This window comes from Pseudomonas urethralis, assembly GCF_021602465.1.
GTDB classification, from domain to species: Bacteria; Pseudomonadota; Gammaproteobacteria; order Pseudomonadales; family Pseudomonadaceae; genus Aquipseudomonas; species Aquipseudomonas vlassakiae.
Genome location: NZ_BQIJ01000002.1, coordinates 377813 through 394826 on the forward strand (window position 1 = coordinate 377813; position 17014 = coordinate 394826).

Genomic DNA, 17014 nt, shown 5'->3' on the forward strand with positions numbered 1-17014 from the left:
TGTTTTCGGTGCCTGTTTTGAGCCATTTGCTGATAGTCGACGATGATGTCGAAGTACTCGATCTGCTGCAGAAGTTTCTCCGCCAGCATGGCTATGAAGTCGACGTGGCCCGTGATGGCAAAGGGCTTTGGCAGGCCCTGGAGCGACGGGTGCCGGACCTGGTCATCCTCGATGTGATGCTGCCCGGCGACAGTGGCCTGGTGCTGTGCCAGCGCTTGCGTGCCGAGCACAAGGTGGCGGTGATCATGCTCACCGCCATGGCCGAGCTGAGCGATCGCGTGGTCGGCCTGGAACTGGGCGCCGACGATTACCTGACCAAGCCTTTTGCCGCCCGCGAGTTGCTGGCGCGGGTGCGGGCGGTGTTGCGCCGGGCCGGCGAAGCGGCTGACGGCGCGCTGGACAACCCGCGCACGCTGCTGGAGTTTTCCGGCTGGCAACTGGATGTGGTGCGCCGTGAGCTGCGCTCGCCAGAGCAGGTGATGATCCCGCTTTCCAAGGGTGAATTCGAGTTGCTGCTGGTGTTTGCCGAGCACCCCCGGCGTGTGCTCAGCCGCCAGCAGTTGCTCGACCTGGCCCGGGGTGAGTCGTATGAGGCCTATGACCGCAGCATCGACGTGCAAGTCAGCCGGTTGCGGCGCAAGCTGGAGAGCGACGCGGGTGCCGAACCGTTGATCCGCACGTTGCGCAATGTCGGCTACTTGTTCACTGCCAGCGTGGTCAGGCGATGACGCTGTTGAGCAGGCTGCGCAAGGCCATGCCGCGGCCACGCATCACCATCGCCCGCTGGATTGCCCTGACCACCCTGACGGCGATGTTCATCCTGCTGTTGCTCAAGGGGCTGTTCAGCCTGCTGCTGAGCGTGTGGGCGCAGCCGCCGCTGCTGGAGAGCGGCGTGATCGAGAAGGTCGCCGCGGTCACTCGCATCCTCGATTCAGCGCCCGTCGCACAGCGCCCCGGCATCGCCAGCGCAGCAGGCGATGGTTCTTACTCCGTGCAATGGCTGCGCAGCCGTGACCAGGCCGGTATACCGGATCTGGTCGATGCCGAGTTTCGCCAGGGCGCGCCAACCCTGCGGGCCTTGTTGAAACGGCCTGATGCTCGGATCCAGGCCTTTGAAGCGTCCGAACTGTGGGAGTTTGAACCCGCGCGCGGCTACGCCCTGATGATCGAGCTGAGTGACAAAAGCTGGGTGCTGTATCGCGCCACGCAGCGCAGCTGGGGCCTGGACGAGCTGCCGCGCAACCTGATCATCCTTGCCTTGATGCTGGTTTCCAGCCTGGTGGTGGCGCTGTTCGCCACGCGTTATCTGGCCCATCCTCTGGAACGCTTCGCTGAAGGCGCGCGGCGTTTCGGCAAGGATCTGAATGCTCCGCCCATTCCGGTGGTTGGCCCGCATGACCTGCGCCAGGCCATTCTCGCCTTCAATGCCACCCAGGCGCAGCTCAAGCATTTCGTGAATGATCGCACGCAGATGCTGGCGGCGATTTCCCACGATTTGCGCGCGCCTTTGACGCGCATGCGCCTGCGCAGCGAATTCATCGAGGACGATGAAGTGCAGGCCAAGCTGTTCAAGGATGTCGACGAAATGCAGGCCATGGTCGATGCTGCCCTGGAATTCTTCCGCGACGATGCGCGGCTTGAGCAGACCACGGCGTTCGACCTGGCCGAGATGCTGCAAACGGTGGTGGACGACTTCAAGGACGCGGGTATCAAGGTTGCCCTCGATGCGCCGCGGCGCTGCGTCTACGTCGGGCGGCCGGTGGGTATCAAGCGGGTGCTGGTGAACCTGGTGGACAACGCGGTCAAGTATGGCCTGGCGCCTGAGATGCGGCTGGCGGTAACCGCCGAGCAACTGGAAATCACTGTGCTGGATCGCGGGCCGGGCATCGCGCCAGAGTTGCAGGAGCGCGTGTTCGCGCCGTTTTTCCGCATCGAAGGCTCCCGCAATCGTGACACCGGGGGTGTCGGGCTCGGCTTGCCGGCGGTACGTGCGATCGTGCTGGAGCAAGGCGGCAGCGTGACCCTGGCCAATCGCCCGGGTGGCGGGCTGGAGGTCAAGGTCAGCTTGCCAGTGGGCTGATCAGAGCCCCAGGTCGCTCATGCCGGTATTCATAGGCATGGCGCACGGCGGTGCGGTAGTGGTCAGTGGCAGGTTTCCTCGTCTGTGCCAGTTTTCAGGGCTCGACTTCGTCGACGTACGCATCGAAGAACCAGTCAGGAATCTGTTCAGCCCGGTACTCTAGCTCGGTGCCTTCAGTAATCTCCGCCAGCCATACAGCACACGCACCTGAGTTGTCGAACACGTAGGCGCGATTACTGACTGCGATAGCGTCCGGCAGCAAGTCCAATGCCCGTGCGTAGCGTTCTCTGACTAGATCCGGTCTGACTGGATGCCCACCTTCCTGCACTCGAATGTGTACCCGGTCGATATTGATTTCAGGGTTTTCAGTCGAGACGAAGTAAAGGTAAGTACGGTAGCCCCGCGCTTGGGCACTCCGCATGAACTCGACCTTGCTGGGGTGCGACATGACAGTTTCGAAACTGAAGCTGACACCCTCATCGAGCAAGCGGTGCCGAATGAAGTCAGACAGAACGGAGGCGAAATAGGAATTCACCTTGATCTGTCGATAGTCGACGCTCGAGCCGTGCAGCCCCAGCATTCTGGCTTCATCAGTCAGTTGCTTCTGCCGTATCAGGTAATGATCGGTGTGAAATAGGACAAGCTCAGCCAGGCTGGCTTCGATTTCAAAGTCTGCCAGGTCGATAAAGCCAGTGGCCTTGGCTTCTCTCTCCAATTCATCGGCATTCACGAAAATTCGCGTGAGGGCTGCCGGCAGGTCAGCCTTGATCGTACTTTTTCCAGATCCATTGGGGCCGGCGAATACCCGCAGCCTGCGGGCCTTCACTGGGTCGGATTCTCGCTGACCTTCCTTACGCTGATCTTCTCGCCAATATTGACTCTGCGCCGGGGTTTGGCCTTGGCCACGACTGTTCTGGAGCCGTCAGCAGCAACCCGCACGAGATGGCCATCATCCGTACGCAGTACGCCGTGCCGGCTCACTTGCAGCGCCCGCAGATAAGCGGAATGCGTCGCTTCAGTGGCGCAGTCGGGAATCAACTGCTCCAGTGCGTCGAGCTCGGTTTCAGTGGCATGCTTGGCTTTTGCAGCCATGGGTAGATACCTCCAGACAACCTGAAACAGATTGTGTGCATAGGGGGCATCATAGCGCTGGCACGGTAAAAAGGCATCAAAGGATGGCATCTTGGCGGTCCTGATAAGAGGTCGTGCCTGAGTGTGGCACGAAGGCGCTTAGCTGTTTTCGCCATGATGTGTAGTCCAATTCTGATTCATTGCCCAATTCGGCCGCTGGCCGCTTCAGCGCAATTGCAATCCTTCATCTATCCCCTCCAGCATCACCCTGAAGAACGGATTGGAAGTGGCCCGCGAAAAGCTTCCCGCATCCACGATCAACGCCCCGCGTTCCCCGCGCATGTTCAAATTGCCCAGGTTCACCCCGTAACTTTCCTGGCCACCCGGCTGCTGCCCATACAGCGGATCATCCATGGGAAAGGGCAGTGCCACATGGGACAGCGAGATCAGGCTGGACGGATACAGCGCATCCAGCATCTGCTCGCTGGCCGTGGTTGCCTGGGCCGCGAAGCGTGTCGACTTGAGCTGCGCATTGCCCGGCCCTCGGGTTGCTATCAAGGTTCGTGCGTAGGGGCGGGCCCGAGGGGCGAACATCCTGTCACGCAGGGCCGCCACCGACGGCCTGAGCATCTCGTCGATACCCAGCGAAGCATTGGTATCGAACACCACCAGCTCACTGCCATTGGCGGGCAGGCGGTCGTACAGGTCGTTCTGGATGGCTTCGGTGCTGACCGTGCCATCGACCAGTGATTGATAGGTGAGAACCGCTGGCAGCGTGGCCAGGCGCTGCGGTTCGCGGGCTTCAGTGGCCAGCTGCTGGCGCACGGCTTCGGTCAGCTCGTAGGACTGGCGCGCGGCATTGACCGGAAACGAGTTGTACTTGAACGGGTTGAATTCGGGCAGCACGCTCAGCCAGGCGGCCTTGGCGAACGCCGGGAACAGTGCTGGCAGGCCAGCGATGCCGGCAAAGCGGGCAAAGCGGCTGACGCCAATCATGGGTGAGATCAGCACTAGGTGGGCAGGCCTGGCCAGGTGCGGGTCCTGCAGGGTGTCGAGGCTGTATTTGACGGCGAGTGCGCCACCATTGGAGAACCCGACGATGTACAGCGGGGTGCCTGCGGGCGCGAGGCGGGTAGCTTCGCGTACGGCCAGGCGGGTAGTGGCCATCCAGTCTTCCCAGCGGGCTGCTGTAAGGCCGGCGGGAACTGTGCCATGCCCGGGCAAGCGCGGGGCGACCACCACATAGCCCAGGTCCTGAAAATGCCGAGCGAAGTGGCGCAGGCTGTACGGCGAGTCGGTCAGGCCGTGCAGCAGCACCACCGCGCCCTTGGCTGTCTGCCTGGGCTCGGCGATATAGGAGCGGTTCCAGTCATGGCTGAGATTGCCTGGGTACACTCGGCTGCTGGCCACGAAGCGGTTGTAGGCGGAGGCTGGCTCGCTGGCCAGCTGCTCGCGCATTGCCCGGTTGACCTGGTTGAGCACGCGTTGCTCGGCAGCGAGGTAGTCGCCCCAGCTGGCGTGGTCGATGTCGCTGGCTGGCATCTCGTCCGGCACATAGGTGTGCCACGGCTCCAGCTGAAAATCCGCAATTACGGTGATACGCAAGGCGAACAACGCAGTGACCAGCAGAGCCAGTACCACCAGTACTACAGCCACCAGCAAACGGCGTATCGGCATGGTTCCTCCATGGACCTTTCACATGGCGCGATCGGGCGGGCCCGGCTAGTGTCACTGGAATGTCCAGCGAGGCATCGAGCATGAACAGGACGTCCATGGCAGCGATCGGGCTGCTGGCAGTGAGTCTGGCCGCAATTGCCGAAGATGGCGAGCGCGAAGGGGATTACTGGTATGTGCAGACCAGCGCTTACACCAAGCACTGGACCCACGACCCGGAGCACAACAACCACCAGGAACTGATCGGTATCGAGCGCATCTACACTGACGGCCTGCTGTGGGGCGCGGCGACCTTCAAGAACTCGTTCTCCCAGCGCTCTTACTACGCCTACCTGGGCAAGGTCTGGGAGCACGAGCGCTATCCCGTGTACGCCAAGCTGAGCGCCGGCCTGATCGAGGGCTACAAGGGCGAATATGACGACAAGATCCCGTTGAACCACTTTGGCGTTGCGCCGGTGATCATTCCGTCGTTCGGCGTGCACTGGGGGCCGGTGGGGGCCGAGTTCGTGGTGCTGGGAGGGGCTGCGGGGATGATCAACGTGGGGTTGAGATTCTGACAGATAGCGCCGCTCCCTCAGGTTCGGCGCTATCCTTCAGGTCAGGCGGTGCCCAGGGTTTTATCCGCAGCCTTGCTGCGCCCACCGAGCCATACCAGCAGCAACCCGGCAGCAGCCAGCACGCCACCCGCCATCGGCACTGCGGCATAACCAAGGTTCAGGCTGATTACCGCGCCGCCCAAGGCTGCGCCAAGCGCGTTACCCAGATTGAACGCACCGACGTTGATCGACGACGCCAGCCCAGGTGCCTCGATAGCGGCGATCATCACCCGCATCTGCAGTGGCGGCACCACGGCGAAGGTGAACATGCCCCACACCAGCAAGGCGATGGCGGCACCGATATGGCTGCCCAGCACCAGCGGCATCAACAGCATGATCACCGCCAGCACGCCGAGAAAGATCCGCGCCGAGCCGTCCAGCGACCAGTCGGCCAGGCGCCCACCCAGGCTGTTGCCCAAGGTGAAGCCAACGCCGATCAGCACCAGGCCAAGGGTGACGAAGCTGTCCGAGGCGCCGGTCAGCTCCGCCAGCACCGGTGCCACGTAAGTATACAAGGTGAACATGGCGCCAGCCCCCAGCACCGTGGTGGCCATTGCCAGCAGCACGCTGGGGCGGGCGATCACTGCCAGTTCCTTGCGCACATGCGGCACGCTGCCACGCTCACCCTTGGGCAGGGCATACCACAGGGCCGCCATGGCCAAAAGGCCGAGCAGCGCGGTGCCCGCGAAGGCCATGCGCCAGCCGACCTGCTGGCCTACCCAGGTGGCCGCCGGCACACCGCCGATGTTGGCAATGGTCAGGCCCATGAACATGGTCGCCACGGCGCTGGCCTGTTTTTCCTTGGGCACGACGCTGGCGGCAACCACGGCACCAAGACCGAAGAAGGCCCCATGGTTGAGGCTGGTGACCAGGCGCGAGGCGAGCAGGGTGTAGTAGTCCGGTGACAGCGCCGAAAGCAGGTTGCCCAGGGTGAAGATCGCCATCAGTGCCATGAGCGCCGCGCGTTTGCCGAAGCGGCTGAACAGCAAGGTCATGATCGGCGCACCGACCATGACGCCGATGGCATAGGCGGTAATCAGCATGCCTGCGCTGGGGATGCTGACGTCGACGCCCTGGGCGATCACCGGCAGCAGGCCCATCGGAGTGAATTCGGTGGTGCCGATGCCAAAGGCACCGATGGCCAGGGCGAACAGGACACGTCCGGCTTTCATTGTGCAGGCTCCTGCGTGTCGAGTGCGGTCAGTGGCCCTTCCATGCGGTGGAAGCTCAGGTCGCTGGCAGTGAAGAAGGCCTGCGAGCGGCCGTTGATGAAGTCATCGACATGCACCACGGTGGCGCCATCGGCCTCCTGCCAGGAGATCACGTAGACCCCTTTGGCGATCTGTCGCCATTGGCACTCGGCGGCGCCGCTGGCACCGGCATAAGGGCCTGAAACGATCGCATAGTGCACGTGGCGGCCGTCGTCGGCGTAGCGGTTGTGTGCGGCCAGGCCGGGGTAGTCGACCTGGAAGCTGCGGCCTGCGAAGGCCGGCAGTGGGGAAGCGGTGCTCATCGGAAGGCCTGCGTCAGTTGGGTTTCGTGGAATTGCGGCAGAACGTATTCAGCGATTTCATGCAAGGTTTCATCCAGCGGCCGCACATTGCGCCGCAGGTGCAGGCCGACGTGATCCACGCCGGCTGCGCGCAAGGCGGCGAGTTCGCCGGCCAGCGCCTTGCGCCCGCCGCGCAAACCGAAGCGCCAGCGCTGCAGCGGTTCATCGGCGTTTTCCGCCAGGTCCAGGTGGATGAAGCTGCTGTACGGTTTGCTGCCCGCTACCGCTCGCCAGGCTGCGACCCGGCGCTGGTGGTCGTCTGGCGTGCCAGGGTAGGCCAGGCAGCCGTCCATGTTGGCGCCGATCCAGGCCGGGCTCTGTTGCGCCAGGCCCGCCACCAGCAACGGCAGTGACGCCTGGGTCGACGGCAGCACGGCCATGCCTTCGGGCAGGTGGCCGTGGGCGCCGTCACGCAGCAACGCCACCTGTTCACGGAAGTTGTTGCCACGCCCCTCGAAGTCGCGGCCGAACAGTGGGTACTCCACTGGCCGGTCGCCGCTGGCGACACCCAGCAGCAGGCGGTTGCCCGACAGGTGCTGGATGCTCGCGGCCGACTTGAGGGTCAGCAATGGCTCGCGGATCGGCAGTACCACCGCAGCGGTACCGAGCAGGATGTCGCGGGTCACCCCGGCCAGGTAGCCAAGGTAGCTGAACACCTCGAACACCTGTGCGGCATCGCCGAACGACGGATCGTACAGCGGCACGTCGCGGATCCACAGGGCGCGGTAGCCTAGGCGGTCGGCCAGTTTGGCCAGTTCGGCGTGCTGGCGCAGGTCCGGCTCACCGAACTGGCGGCCATCTCTGCGCCGCGCCTGGTCGCCGGCAGGCGTCCAGTCGTGGTCCAGCGGTGCCTCCAGGCCGATGCTGAAGCCGCCAGCGGTCAGGCGTTCGAGGGGCGTGGTCATGGCATCAGTCCCAGATCGGCGCCAGGCCTTCAGGGCTGACTTCGCGGCCATTGCGCTCGAGCGTGGCGATATGCGCCATGTCCTCGTCGTCCAGGCGCAGGTCGCGGGCGAGCAGGTTGCTGGCCAGGTTTTCGCGCTTGGTCGAAGACGGGATCACCGCGTAACCCAGCTGCAGGGCCCAGGCCAGGGCAACCTGGGCGACGGTGGCTTTATGCTTGTTGGCGATCTCGGCCAGCACTGGGTCTTTCAGCACCTTGCCGTAGGCCAGGGTCATGTACGAGGTGACGGTGATGCCTTGCTCCTTGAGGAACGCGGTCAGCTTGCTGTTCTGCAGGTACGGGCTGAGCTCGATCTGGTTGGTGGCGATTTCGCCTTTGCCAACCACGGCGATGGCCTGGCGGGTCAGCTCGATGTTGAAGTTGGACACGCCGATCTGGCGGGTCAGGCCCAGCTGCTTGGCTTCGGCCAGGGCTTCCATGTATTCGGCCAGTTCGACGCCATTGCCCGGGGCCGGCCAGTGGATCAGCAGCAGGTCGACGTAGTCGGTGCGCAGTTTCTTGAGGCTGTCGCGCAGGCTGGGGATCAGCTTGTCGGCAGCGTAGTTCTCGACCCAGATCTTGGTCGTGATGAAGAGCTCGCTGCGCGGCACACCGCTTTCGGCGATGGCCTGGCCGACGTCGGCTTCGTTCTGATAGATCTGCGCAGTGTCGATGACCCGGTAGCCCAGTTCCAGGGCCGACTTGACCGAATCGATGACGGCTTGGCCGGTGAGGCGGAAGGTGCCGAGGCCGAAGGATGGAATGCTCATGGATCTGCTCCTGGTGAGTGAAAGGTGGACCGGACTGAGACTGGTCGCTCGGGTTCGGTCGATCTCGAATGGGGAGCAGTGTGCGGGTTTGCCTGGGATTGATTAAGACGGGGCGGGGCCAAGGTCATTTGACCTGGAGTCACGAATCGGCTGTGCGCTTGTGATTGCGGTAAGGGCAATTGTCCAAACAAAACGGCCCGCCAAAAGGCGGGCCGTAGGGCATTGCAGGTGACGATCAGCGGCGGCGGAACAGCGGCAGCGGCTCGTCGGTGGCGCCCTGGTAGGTCACCGAGAAGTCCTTCAGGCCCTGCAGCGCGTCCTCCGGGTCCTTGTCGGCACGGATGGCGAACGCGTCGAAGCCGCAGCGGGCCATGAAGAACAGCTGGTCGCGCAGCACGTCACCGATGGCGCGCAGCTCGCCCTTGTAGCCGTAGCGGTCACGCAGCAGGCGCGCGTTGGAATAGCTGCGCCCGTCGGTGAAGGCCGGGAAGTTCAGGGCGATGACCTGGAAGTGCTGCACGTCTTCGCCGATTTCTTCCGCTTCCTGGTCGCTGTCCAGCCACACGCCCAGGCCGCCGTCGCGGGCCTTGAGCACGTGGGCATGGTCGCGCCACATCTGCAGCGGGACGATGTAGTCGTCGCAGTTGGTCAGCTCGTCGAACGAAAAGTCCTTGGGCAACAGGTGCCAGGTTTCGTCGACGATCTGGTTGTTCTTAATGATTCGCTGCATAGACGCGTTCCTTGAAGGGGTCGATGCCGATACGCTGGTAGGTGTCGATGAAACGCTCTTCCTCGGTACGTTGTTCGACGTACACGGCGATCAGCTTCTCGATCACATCGGCCATGTCATCCTGGGCGAAGGACGGGCCGAGGATCTTGCCCAGGCTGGCGTCGCGCGCGGCGTTGCCGCCCAGCGATACCTGGTAGAACTCCTCGCCCTTCTTGTCCACCCCGAGGATGCCGATGTGGCCGACGTGGTGGTGGCCGCAGGCGTTCATGCAGCCAGAGATGTTCAGGTCGATCTCGCCGATGTCGAACAGGTAGTCCAGGTCGTCGAAACGGCGCTGGATCGATTCGGCGATCGGGATCGACTTGGCGTTGGCCAGCGAGCAGTAGTCCCCGCCGGGGCAGCAGATGATGTCGGTCAGCAGGCCGATGTTCGGCGTGGCGAAGCCGTTTTCGCGCAGTTCCATCCACAGCGCGTGCAGCTGGCGCTGCTCGACGTCGGCGAGGATGATGTTCTGCTCGTGGGAGGTACGCAGGAAGCCGAAGCTGTAGCGCTCGGCGAGGTCGGCCACGGCGTCCAGCTGCTTGTCGGTCAGGTCGCCGGGGGCAACGCCGGTCGGCTTGAGCGACAGGGTCACGGCCACGTAGCCAGGGCGCTTGTGGGCGCGGGTGTTACGCGAGCGCCAGCGGGCGAAGCCCGGGAACTCGGCATCCTGGGCGCTGTAGTCGACGTTGTCGAGGGCCAGGTAATCCGGATCGACGAAGTGGCGCGAGACGCGCTGGACTTCTTCCTCGGTCAGGGTGGTGCTGCCGCCACGCAGGTAGGCCATTTCGGCCTCGACCTTCTCGGCGAACACTTCCGGGGTCAGAGCCTTGACCAGGATCTTGATCCGCGCCTTGTACTTGTTGTCACGACGACCGTAACGGTTGTACACGCGCAGGATGGCGTCGAGGTAGCTGATCAGGTCCTGCCACGGCAGGAACTCGTTGATGAACGAACCGACCACCGGGGTACGGCCCAGGCCACCACCGACCAGCACGCGGAAGCCCAGCTCGCCAGCGGCGTTGCGCACCGGCTCCAGGCCGATGTCGTGCACTTCGATGGCGGCACGGTCTTCTTTCGAGCCGTTGATGGCAATCTTGAACTTGCGCGGCAGGTAGGCGAATTCCGGGTGGAAGGTGGTCCACTGGCGGACGATTTCGCACCAGGGGCGCGGGTCGACGATTTCATCCGCCGCCACACCGGCGAACTGGTCGGTGGTGGTGTTGCGCAGGCAGTTGCCGCTGGTCTGGATCGCGTGCATCTGCACGGTGGCCAGTTCGGCGAGAATATCCGGGATGTCTTCCAGCGCTGGCCAGTTGAACTGCACGTTCTGGCGGGTGGAAATGTGGGCGTAGCCCTTGTCGTAGTCGCGGGCGATCTTGGCCAGGGTGCGAACCTGCTTGGCGTTCAGCTGGCCGTACGGCACGGCGACGCGCAGCATCGGCGCGAAACGTTGGATGTAGAGGCCGTTCTGCAGGCGCAGAGGGCGGAATTCTTCTTCGCTCAGCTCACCGGCCAGGTAGCGGCGGGTCTGATCACGGAACTGCTTGACGCGGTCCTCGATGATCCGCTGATCGTACTCGTCGTATACGTACATAAAAGTCCTGTCTCAGGCTGCATGCAGCTATTCGCGCGCACGGCCGCGCACTCCGGTTCGGAGCCGGGGAACGATAGCAGGTTGGGTTTATGCGCTAAAGTGATGTTTTTGCATATGAAAAGAACCAAACGAACTAAGTGAGACTGACTGGCATTTGTTACCCCATCGGGCGAGGGGTTTATACTCAATGGTTTGTTTCAAAGGGTGTATCCGCATGCTCAAGGCGCTTTGCCAAAGCTTGTGCCTGAGCCTGCCTTTGGCAGCTTGCGCTCAGGCCGCTTCGGTGGTCTTCCTGAACCCTGGCCACTCCAACGAGACGTTCTGGGTCAATTACTCGCGTTTCATGCAGGCTGCCGCCGATGAGCTGGGCATGACCCTGCGGGTCGAGTACAGCGAGCGTGATGCCGCGCGGGCGATGAGCCAGGCCCGGGCGACGCTCGATGGCCCGCAGCGGCCGGACTACCTGGTGCTGGTCAACGAACAGTACCTGGCGCCAGAGATCATCCGCTTGTCCCGTGGGACCGGGGTCAAGCTGTTCCTGGTCAACAACGGCCTCACCGCCAGCCAGGCCCGGAGCATCCAGGCCCAGCCCGACAGATATGGACAAGTGCTGGGCACCTTGACCGGCAACGATCAGCAGGCAGGCTTTCGCATGCTGCACGAGATGGTCGCGTTGGTGCCCCGAGACAATGAGCCGATCGACCTGGTGGCCTTTGCCGGGGTCAAGACCACCCCGGCTTCGCAGTTGCGCGAAGAAGGCATGCGCCAGGCGTTGGCCGACTTTCCGCAGGTGCGGCTGCGCCAGGTGGTGTATGGCGGCTGGAGCCGCGAGCGCGCCTACGAGCAAGCCAAACAGTTATTGCAGCGCTATCCGCAGACCCGGCTGGTGTGGGCAGCCAACGACGAGATGGCCTTCGGTGCCATGCAGGCGTTCGAGGAAGCCGGGCGCAAGCCTGGGCGCGACGTGGTGTTTGCCGCCGTCAACAGCTCGCCGCAAGCCTTGCGCGCCCGTATCGATGGGCGCCTGGGTGTGCTGATGGGCGGGCACACCACGCTGGGGGGCTGGGCCATGGTATTGCTGCACGACGATGCCCAAGGCCTGCAGGTCAACCGCGACGGTAAGCAAGAGCACGTGCTGCCCGTGCTGCAGTCGATCGACCAGGCCAAGGCACGGCGTTGGCTGAAACTGTTGGAACGCGACGACTACGGTGTCGATTTCCTGCATTACAGCGCCCAAGGGCAGCCGCCCAGCTACCAGTACCCGTTTCTCACGTCACCCGTCGACTATTGAAAGACCTTGCTTGAGTGAAGGGCATAGCTCGTCTTAACTGCTGGTGGTGAAGTGCATTCCCATAACCACTACAAGAGGCAATGCAATGGGAAACTCTACCAAGGTCCGCAAAGCTGACAGCAGTGTCGATGCCTGGGCGATCCTCTGCCTGATCGTCCTGGTGGTGGTCACCGCCGTGTATTGGGTCAGCCACCAGTGACCTGAACTCAAGACCGTGATCCAGGCATAACGCCTGCGGGAGGGAATCCCGCAGGCGTTTGCGTTGTTTCCAGCGTGCTCAGCGGGCAGCGAGGTGCAGCGCCAGTTGCACCAGGCCGATCAGCACGGCAATGAACACCAGGGTGAACAGCGTGCCCAGCACGATGAAGTGGCTGGCCTTGCCGTGGGTGAAGTCGCGGGCGCGGTTCTTGCCGCTTTGCACACCAAAGGCGGCGGCGAGAATGCTGTGCAGCATCTGCCAGAAGGTCGGGGGCTTGCCCTGGCTGGAATCGTCCATGGTGGCTCCTGAAGAATCAGCGGCAATCAGCAATAGTGTAGGCAATGCGCATGAGCTTGGCTGGCTGCATTGCCACGGGCGGTTCCTCACGTTAAGGTTTTCGGCTTGACGCGGTGGCGCGCCGAACAATAAACGTGTCCGGCAGCACGGACCTGATTGCACACCAAAGGTGACTCCATTTGAACCCTGACTCCATGCTGGCGGCGTTGCCAGGCTTCGCCATCGCCCCCGAAGCGATCCAGGTGCTGCCGGATGCCGCAGCCTACCGCACCTGCCTGCTGGAACGCATCGCCACGGCGAGCCGGCGAATCGTGATCGTTGCCTTGTACTTGCAAGAGGACGAGGCCGGCCAGGAGGTGCTCGATGCCCTGTACCAGGCCAAGGCCCAGCGGCCGGGCCTGGAGATCGTCATCGTGGTCGACTGGTTCCGTGCCCGCCGTGGCCTGCTGGGGGCCGGGCGCCAGCCGGGCAATGCCGCCTGGTATCAGGCCCAGCGCCAGTTGCGTGGGCTGGATGTGGTGATTCATGGTGTGCCGGTGCAGACCCGCGAGCTGTTCGGCGTGCTGCACCTGAAAGGCAGCGTGATCGACGATTGCGTGATCTACACCGGCGCCAGCCTCAATAACGTCTATCTCCACCGGTTCGACCGCTACCGGCTCGACCGTTACCACCTGTTCCAGTCGCCGGCCCTGGCCGATGCCATGGTCGGCTTGGTTCGACGCTTGTTGCACCACACCGCGACGCCGCGTCTGGACCTGCCTGCTGCCCCTGCAACCCGCAGCCTGCGCGGCGATATCCGGCGCCTGCGGGCGCGCCTGCGGCGTATGGCCTATGACGCACCGCCCGCCACGGCGGGGCAGGGGCTGCGGGTCATCCCGCTGCTGGGCGTGGGCCGTGGCAACCCGCTCAACCGCACGCTGTGCGCGCTGCTGGCGGCGGCACGTGCGCAGATCATCATCAGCACACCGTATTTCAACCCGCCACGGGTGGTGATGCGCGAGATCGACCATGCTCTGGGCAGGGGCGTGCGCATCGAGCTGATCGTCGGCCACCGCACCGCCAACGACTTCTACATTGCCCCGGGCGAGCCGTTCAGTGCCAGTGGTGCCTTGCCGTACCTGTACGAGGACAACCTGCGGGCCTTTGCCCGGCGCCGTCAGGCCGCGATTGCCAGCGGCCAGTTGCTGATACGGATATGGAACGACCCGGGCCACACCTTCCATGCCAAGGGGGTGTGGGTCGACCAGCGCTATTCGCTGCTGACTGGCAACAACCTCAACCCACGCGGGTTCAACCTGGACCTGGAGAACGGGCTGCTGATCGACGACCCGCAGGGGCAGTGGCTGGTGCCGCGGGCGGTGGAGCTGGAAGGCATCCGCCGGCATGCGCCGCAGATCGGCACGGTGGACGAGCTGGGCGAGAAAGCCGAGCATCCCAAGGAAGTGCGCAAGTTCCTGCGCCGCCTGCGCTACAGCCGGCTGGAGCCGTTGATCAAAAGGGTGCTGTAGGCCGCCAGTCGTCAGCTGGATCGATCCTTGCCAATCGGTCGGGGTCCACTTTGACGAACCCTGGTAAAAGGCTCTGCGAATGGAAGCACTTGTTGGCAATGGCTCGCCGCGCAGCCTCGTGGTCCGGCAGCTGGTCCTGGCCTTCTCGGCGCTGTTGCTGGTGGCGTTGGTGCTGGGCATGGTCTCGCTGTACCGGATCGCCCAGTCGCTCGATGAGCGCGAACGTAGCCAAAGCAGTTTCCACACGCAGTCATCCCTTGAGCAGCTACAGAAAAACGAGCGTGCCTACCTGCTCAGCTACGCCTTCTGGCAGGCCGCTTACGATCACCTGGCAGGGCCGGTGGACAGCCACTGGGCGTATGACGAGGATAATGTCGGCCAGACCCTTTATAGCGACAATGGCTACGAGGGCGTGTTTGTACTGGACGATGACGGTACCCACTATGCGGTGATCAAAGGCGAACTCAGCACCCGCACGTTTGCCGATTTCAGTGCCAGCGGCAGCCGGGTCGTGCAATTGGCGCGTGCCGCGGCCAAGCAGGATCAGGCCGCGTCCGGGTTTGTCATGTTCGCCGGGCAACCGGCATTGTTCACTGCTGCGGTCATTCGCTCCCCCTCGACACCGCACCATGTGGCGGCGCCGAGCGCGGTGCTGGTGTTCGTGCGTGCGCTGGACGCGGTCATGCTCGCAGAACTGGCCAAGGCGGTCGGTTTGAGTGGCTTTGCCACCACCGCGAGCGAAGTCCCGCAAGCGGGCCTCGGTTACTTGCCGCTGGAAGGCAGCGGGCAGGGCCTGACCTGGGAAATCGAGCGCCCCGGCACCACCTTGTTGCGTACGGTGGTCGCCCCCTTGAGCCTGGTGCTGTTGGTGTTTGGCCTGCTGACGGCATTGCTCACCCGCTATGCCATCCGCGCCAGCGCCCGCATCGACCGCAGCCACCGCCAGTTGGCGGCATCCAAGAACGCCCTGCAAACCAGTGAGGCGCGTTTCAAGGCCGTCGCCGAGGCAGCCTCGGACTGGATCTGGGAAACCGATGCCCAGCAGCACCTGACCTACCTGTCCGCACGGTTCGCCGAGCTGACCGGCCACCCTGTCGAGCAATGGCTGCAGCGCCCCCTCACGCAACTGCTGGCCTGCGACACCAGCCCTGTCGAGACCTGGCTGCACAACCTGGCAGCCACCGAATCGACCGCCAGCCTGCGCTGCCAGTACCGCGACCGCCTGGGCCAGCAGCGCGAGTGCCGCATCGCGGCGCGGGCGATCATCGAGCAGGGCATCTGCAAAGGCTTTCGTGGTACCTGCAGTGATATTACCGACGAAGTGGCCGCCCACGCCCAGATCCAGCACCTTTCCTTGCATGATGCCCTCACCGGCCTGCCCAATCGCAACAAACTGTTCCGTTTTCTCGAACAGGACCAGCCCGTGCCCGTGGCGGTGCTGATGCTCGACCTGGACAATTTCAAGCCGATCAACGACAGCCACGGCCACCCGGCTGGCGATACGGTGCTGATCGAGGTGGCCCGGCGCCTCGGCGAGGTGACCCGCGACAGTGACCTGGTGGCGCGCCTGGGTGGGGATGAATTCATCGTCGTGCTGGTCCGGCCTGGTCAGCGAGAGGAAATGGACCGCTTCTGTGCGCGGCTGATCGAGACCTTGCGTCAGCCGATCACGCTGGGTGGCCATGCCGTGCAGGTCGGCGCCAGCCTGGGCGTGGTGCTTTCGGCCGAGTACCCTGGCGGCCCCGGCGACCTGATCCGCTATGCCGACGTTGCCCTCTATAGCGCCAAGCAGTCCGGCAAAAACACCTGGCGCTATTTTTCGACGCAGATGAACGCGGCGCTGCTGGAAAAACGCACGCTCGAAGGCGAGCTGCGCGCGGGCATCCCGCGTGGCGAGTTGCTGTTGCATTATCAGCCACGCTTCAAGGTCGATGGCAACACGGTGGCTTCCGTCGAGGCGCTGGTGCGCTGGCATCACCCGCGCCTGGGGCTGCTGCACCCGGACCGTTTCATCCCGTTGGCCGAAGAGTCGGACCTGATCGTGCAACTGGGCAGCTGGGTACTGCACGAAGCCTGCAGCCGTGCGCGCAGCTGGCCGCTTGAGGTGCTGGTCTCGGTGAACATGTCGCCAGCGCAGTTTCGCCGCAGCGATGTGGTGCGTGACGTGGCTGAGGCGCTCAGGCACACCGGCCTGCCGGCGCATCGCCTGGAGCTGGAAATCACCGAGAACGTCATGCTCAACGATGTCGAGGGCGCGCTACATACCATGAATGCGCTCAAGGAACTGGGCGTGCGCCTGAACATGGACGATTTTGGCACTGGCTATTCGTCGCTCGGCTACCTGCGTACCTACCCGTTCGACAGCATCAAGATCGACAAGCGTTTCGTGCAGTCGCTGGGCAAGAGCGACAGTGACCGCAGCGTGGTTCAGGCCATCATCAACCTGGGCAATGCCATGGGCATGACCGTCACTGCCGAGGGGGTCGAGACCCCACAACAACTGGCGCTGCTCAGCGATGACCAATGCCACGAGGTGCAGGGTTTCTTGCTCAGCAAACCGGTGGAAAACCAGGCGTTGGTGCGTTTGATGGAGGCCGGGATCGCCACCGGACGTGTCGTACCTTGAACGGCTACACTCATTTGCATGGAGCGTGACCGTTCGCCCCT

Annotated in this window: 16 protein-coding genes; 6 read left to right on the top strand and 10 right to left on the bottom strand. The window is 63.6% G+C overall.

What is annotated here, in order from left to right:
* Positions 1-17 precede the first annotated feature (17 nt).
* Positions 18-728: a response regulator gene (locus tag L6D64_RS04590; protein WP_176508779.1), complete on the top strand. Its 711-nt coding sequence runs from the start codon at positions 18-20 to the stop codon at positions 726-728.
* A complete protein-coding gene (locus L6D64_RS04595; protein WP_176508778.1) occupies positions 725-2080 on the top strand; it encodes an ATP-binding protein in 1356 nt (451 codons plus the stop codon). Before L6D64_RS04590 ends, L6D64_RS04595 begins: the two co-directional genes overlap by 4 nt.
* A gap of 94 nt (positions 2081-2174) precedes the next feature.
* Here the strand turns inward: L6D64_RS04595 and L6D64_RS04600 are convergent, their stop codons facing one another.
* The 3 genes from L6D64_RS04600 to L6D64_RS04610 all read right to left on the bottom strand — a co-directional run bounded on the left by L6D64_RS04600 (position 2175) and on the right by L6D64_RS04610 (position 4828).
* On the bottom strand, positions 2175-2906 hold the full coding sequence (locus L6D64_RS04600; RefSeq protein ID WP_176508777.1) for an ATPase: 732 nt from the start codon (positions 2904-2906) through the stop codon (positions 2175-2177).
* Positions 2903-3172, bottom strand: coding sequence for a hypothetical protein (locus tag L6D64_RS04605; protein WP_054885155.1), 270 nt, complete (start codon positions 3170-3172; stop codon positions 2903-2905). The genes L6D64_RS04600 and L6D64_RS04605 overlap by 4 nt, the downstream gene beginning before the upstream one ends.
* Before the next feature lie 204 nt (positions 3173-3376).
* Positions 3377-4828: an alpha/beta hydrolase gene (locus L6D64_RS04610; protein ID WP_176508776.1), complete on the bottom strand. Its 1452-nt coding sequence runs from the start codon at positions 4826-4828 to the stop codon at positions 3377-3379.
* An 80-nt stretch (positions 4829-4908) separates the two neighbouring features.
* Here L6D64_RS04610 and L6D64_RS04615 point away from each other — a divergent pair, with 80 nt between their 5' ends.
* Positions 4909-5382: a sn-glycerol-3-phosphate transporter gene (locus L6D64_RS04615; RefSeq protein ID WP_236192353.1), complete on the top strand. Its 474-nt coding sequence runs from the start codon at positions 4909-4911 to the stop codon at positions 5380-5382.
* A gap of 41 nt (positions 5383-5423) precedes the next feature.
* On the opposite strand, the gene L6D64_RS04620 is transcribed toward L6D64_RS04615, so the two are convergent.
* The 6 genes from L6D64_RS04620 to L6D64_RS04645 all read right to left on the bottom strand — a co-directional run bounded on the left by L6D64_RS04620 (position 5424) and on the right by L6D64_RS04645 (position 11052).
* A complete protein-coding gene (locus L6D64_RS04620; RefSeq protein ID WP_176509027.1) occupies positions 5424-6593 on the bottom strand; it encodes an MFS transporter in 1170 nt (389 codons plus the stop codon).
* Positions 6590-6934 (bottom strand): MoaF-related domain-containing protein, encoded by a 345-nt coding sequence (locus tag L6D64_RS04625; protein WP_176509026.1) that lies wholly within the window; start codon positions 6932-6934, stop codon positions 6590-6592. The genes L6D64_RS04620 and L6D64_RS04625 overlap by 4 nt, the downstream gene beginning before the upstream one ends.
* A complete protein-coding gene (locus tag L6D64_RS04630; RefSeq protein ID WP_176509025.1) occupies positions 6931-7878 on the bottom strand; it encodes a TIGR03571 family LLM class oxidoreductase in 948 nt (315 codons plus the stop codon). Before L6D64_RS04630 ends, L6D64_RS04625 begins: the two co-directional genes overlap by 4 nt.
* Positions 7879-7882: 4 nt before the next feature.
* Entirely contained in the window at positions 7883-8686 is an 804-nt protein-coding gene (gene dkgB / locus L6D64_RS04635) for a 2,5-didehydrogluconate reductase DkgB (protein ID WP_176509024.1), read from the bottom strand.
* A 235-nt stretch (positions 8687-8921) separates the two neighbouring features.
* Positions 8922-9416, bottom strand: coding sequence for a DUF934 domain-containing protein (locus tag L6D64_RS04640; RefSeq protein ID WP_176509023.1), 495 nt, complete (start codon positions 9414-9416; stop codon positions 8922-8924).
* Entirely contained in the window at positions 9400-11052 is a 1653-nt protein-coding gene (locus L6D64_RS04645) for a nitrite/sulfite reductase (RefSeq protein ID WP_054885150.1), read from the bottom strand. Before L6D64_RS04645 ends, L6D64_RS04640 begins: the two co-directional genes overlap by 17 nt.
* A gap of 214 nt (positions 11053-11266) precedes the next feature.
* Here L6D64_RS04645 and L6D64_RS04650 point away from each other — a divergent pair, with 214 nt between their 5' ends.
* Positions 11267-12343: an ABC transporter substrate-binding protein gene (locus L6D64_RS04650; protein ID WP_176509022.1), complete on the top strand. Its 1077-nt coding sequence runs from the start codon at positions 11267-11269 to the stop codon at positions 12341-12343.
* Between the two features lie 277 nt (positions 12344-12620).
* Here the strand turns inward: L6D64_RS04650 and L6D64_RS04655 are convergent, their stop codons facing one another.
* The gene (locus L6D64_RS04655) at positions 12621-12839 is read right to left on the bottom strand and encodes a DUF2970 domain-containing protein (protein WP_176509021.1); all 219 of its coding nucleotides are present in this window, start codon (positions 12837-12839) and stop codon (positions 12621-12623) included.
* 179 nt (positions 12840-13018) lie between these two features.
* Between L6D64_RS04655 and pssA the strand changes: the two genes are divergently transcribed.
* Both pssA and L6D64_RS04665 read left to right on the top strand, forming a co-directional pair.
* A complete protein-coding gene (pssA, locus tag L6D64_RS04660) occupies positions 13019-14347 on the top strand; it encodes a CDP-diacylglycerol--serine O-phosphatidyltransferase (protein ID WP_225923391.1) in 1329 nt (442 codons plus the stop codon).
* Between the two features lie 79 nt (positions 14348-14426).
* Entirely contained in the window at positions 14427-16973 is a 2547-nt protein-coding gene (locus L6D64_RS04665; protein ID WP_176509020.1) for a bifunctional diguanylate cyclase/phosphodiesterase, read from the top strand.
* Positions 16974-17014 lie beyond the last annotated feature (41 nt).